General features: G+C 73.0%; 4 protein-coding genes. 3 read left to right on the forward strand and 1 reads right to left on the reverse strand.

Annotated elements, in window-relative coordinates; translation table 11 throughout:
* Positions 1–631, forward strand: a 631-nt coding sequence (locus CH341_RS30475; RefSeq protein WP_170149878.1) for an SRPBCC family protein, incomplete at its 5' end; no start/stop codon positions are given.
* A gap of 20 nt (positions 632–651) precedes the next feature.
* Here the strand turns inward: CH341_RS30475 and CH341_RS30480 are convergent.
* The gene (locus CH341_RS30480) at positions 652–948 is read right to left on the reverse strand and encodes a hypothetical protein (RefSeq protein ID WP_111423279.1); all 297 of its coding nucleotides are present in this window, start codon (positions 946–948) and stop codon (positions 652–654) included.
* A gap of 435 nt (positions 949–1,383) precedes the next feature.
* Between CH341_RS30480 and CH341_RS34635 the strand changes: the two genes are divergently transcribed.
* Both CH341_RS34635 and cysG read left to right on the forward strand, forming a co-directional pair.
* Positions 1,384–1,530: a hypothetical protein gene (locus CH341_RS34635; RefSeq protein WP_170149879.1), complete on the forward strand. Its 147-nt coding sequence runs from the start codon at positions 1,384–1,386 to the stop codon at positions 1,528–1,530.
* Positions 1,531–1,556: 26 nt separating this feature from the next.
* Positions 1,557–2,659, forward strand: a 1,103-nt coding sequence (gene cysG / locus CH341_RS30485; RefSeq protein WP_111423281.1) for a siroheme synthase CysG, incomplete at its 3' end; no start/stop codon positions are given.

The raw sequence follows: 2,659 nt of genomic DNA on the forward strand, positions 1-2,659 counted from the left end.
GGCCTCCGCCGCGCCGCCGGCGGAGGCCGGGCCGCTCGGGCTAGGCGGCGCGACACCGACGCTGACGCTGGCGCAGTCGTTCACCGTGACACAACCGCCCGACGCCGTGTGGCGCATGCTCACCGATGTCGGCGCCGTGGTGCCGTGCATCCCGGGCGCCTCGATCACCGGCATGGCGGGCGACCGCATCGCCGGCCGCATGACCGTGAAGCTCGGGCCGGTGACGGCGGCGTTCGACGGCGACGCCCGGGTGACGCGCGACGAGGCCGCCCGCCGCGGCACCATCGCCGGCACGGGGCGCGACCGCCTCACCCGCTCGCGCGTCGACGCCGAGGCGACCTACACGGTGGTCGCCGCGGCCGAGGGCACGCGGGTCGACATTCTGGTGCGCGCCCTGCTGTCGGGGCCGTTCGCCCAGATGGGCCGCAGCGGCCTGGTCGAGGATCTGGCCGGCCGCCTGACCCGGATGTTCGCCGGCAATCTCGCGCGGCTGATGGCGCAGGACCCGGCCTCGCGCGCCGCGCCGCCGCCGGCCGGCGAGGCGCTCTCGGCCGGCGCGCTTCTGCGGGCGGTGCTGCGTGCGCGTCTCGTGAGCATGCTGGACCGCGTGCGCGGCGCGCTGCGGCGCTGAGCCACGCGGGCGCCGGGCGCTCAGTGGACGGGCGGCTTGCGGTTGCTGTTGGGCGTGTGGGTCGCGGCCTGGACGTGGCCGCAGACCGGGCAGCCGTAGCTGCGCATCTCTCGGCTCAGCGGGCCGGCGATGCTGAACGCCCGCGACACCACGCGGGTCTTCTGGCCGCATTCCCGGCACCCCGGGCGGTCCAGCACGATGTCGCGATACATGAGAAGCGTGGCGACCGTGTCGATGTCCAGCAGGGGCTTGGCCGAGGCCGTGCGCGGCAGCGCCTTGCACCGCTTCGGTCTCCGCCTGTCTTGGTGGCCGCTCATGACAGAGGGCTCCGGCGATTCGAGCAAATTCGAAGGCGCCCGATTATCACGACACGACCAAGCGAGAATCCGTAGATATCCTTTGTAGTTAAAGGCTAATCCGCGGGTCTTTTCACGCCCCGCCGGGCAGCACGGTCCGGCGCGGAGTTCGACGCCCCCCGCCCGACGCCCCTGGCCCGGCGCTTCTCGGACGGTGCCACGCCCGGCGATATGCGTGCCGGACCGAGTGAGCTCGCGAGGCCTGATCGGAACGTCTCCGAACCGAGAAGAGATTTCTCCATCCAACAGGGCCAGGGGAAGAACCCGTTCGATTTCGCAGCGCAACAAATGCGTTGCACTCTTTTTCGCTGCAACCCTTGAGTTTGCGGCGCGGCGCTCCGTCTATTGAGGCGACACGGCCTCCCTGCGGGGCCGCATCTCGCCTTCGGAGTCCGCATGACTGCCCGTGACAGGCTCGTTCTCGCCCGCGACATCGCAGCGCTCGCGTTCGCGTTCGGCGTCGTCCTCGGCACCACGGTCCTGGCCCGCGGCCCGGACCGCGCGCCTGCCGACGTCGTGATCACGACGGCCCGGCTCCGTTAGCGCCGAACGCACCAGCAGGACGCCCGATGCCCCGCTTCCGCTATTTTCCGGTCTCCTTCGACGTGCAGGAGCGCACCGTGCTGGTCGTCGGCGACGGCGACGCGGCGCTGCAGAAGCTGCGGCTCCTGGTCCGCACACGGGCCCGCCTGGTGTTGTGCGCGAGAGCGCCCGACGCGGCGCTCGCTCGTTTCGTCGAAGAGAACGCCGTCCGTCACGTCGCCGGTCCGCCGACCGCGGATCTGCTGCGCGACGCCGCGCTCGCCTTCGTCGCCACCGGCGACGAGGCCGAGCAACTCCGCCTCGCCGCGTTGGCGCGACGCGCCGGCGTGCCCGTCAACGTCGTCGATCGGCCGCATCTGTGCGACTTCGCGACGCCCGCCATCGTCGATCGCGCCCCGGTCTCGATCGCCATCGCCACGGACGGCCACGCCCCCGTCCTGGCCCAGCAGATCCGCGCCAAGATCGAGGCGCTGCTGCCGCCGACCTTCGGTCGGCTCGGCTCGCTGGCCGAGAGCGTGCGTGAGGCCGTGCTGGACCGGCTGCCCGACAATTCTTCGCGCCGCCGCTTCTGGTCGGCGCTGTTCGGCGGCCGTGCGGCGGCCGCCGCACTCGCCGGGGAGGACGAGCGGGCCCGCGTCATCGCCCTCAAGACGCTCGCCGAGGCGGGCGCGGCGACGGCGCCGGCCGGCAAGGTGTTCCTGGTCGGCGCCGGGCCGGGCGCCGAGGATCTGCTGACGCTGCGCGCTCATCGCCTGCTGCTGGAGGCCGACGTGATCGTCCACGACGCGCTGGTGCCCGACGCCGTGGTGGCGATGGGGCGGCGCGATGCGCAGCGCATCGCGGTGGGCAAGCGCAAGGGCCGGCACTCCGTTCCGCAGGCTGAGATCGACGCGCTGCTGGTGCGACTGGCGCAGGAGGGGCGCCGTGTGGTGCGACTCAAGGCCGGCGATCCAATGGTGTTCGGCCGCGCCGGCGAGGAGATCGCGGCACTGCGCGACGCCGGCATCGACCACGAGGTGGTGCCCGGCGTGACCTCCACGCTCGCCGCCGCGGCCGATGCGAAGATCCCGCTGACCCTGCGCGGCGTCGCCTCGCATCTGGTGCTCGCCACCGGCCACGGCGCCGACGG

It is taken from the genome of Rhodoplanes roseus (genome assembly GCF_003258865.1).
GTDB classification, from domain to species: Bacteria; Pseudomonadota; Alphaproteobacteria; order Rhizobiales; family Xanthobacteraceae; genus Rhodoplanes; species Rhodoplanes roseus.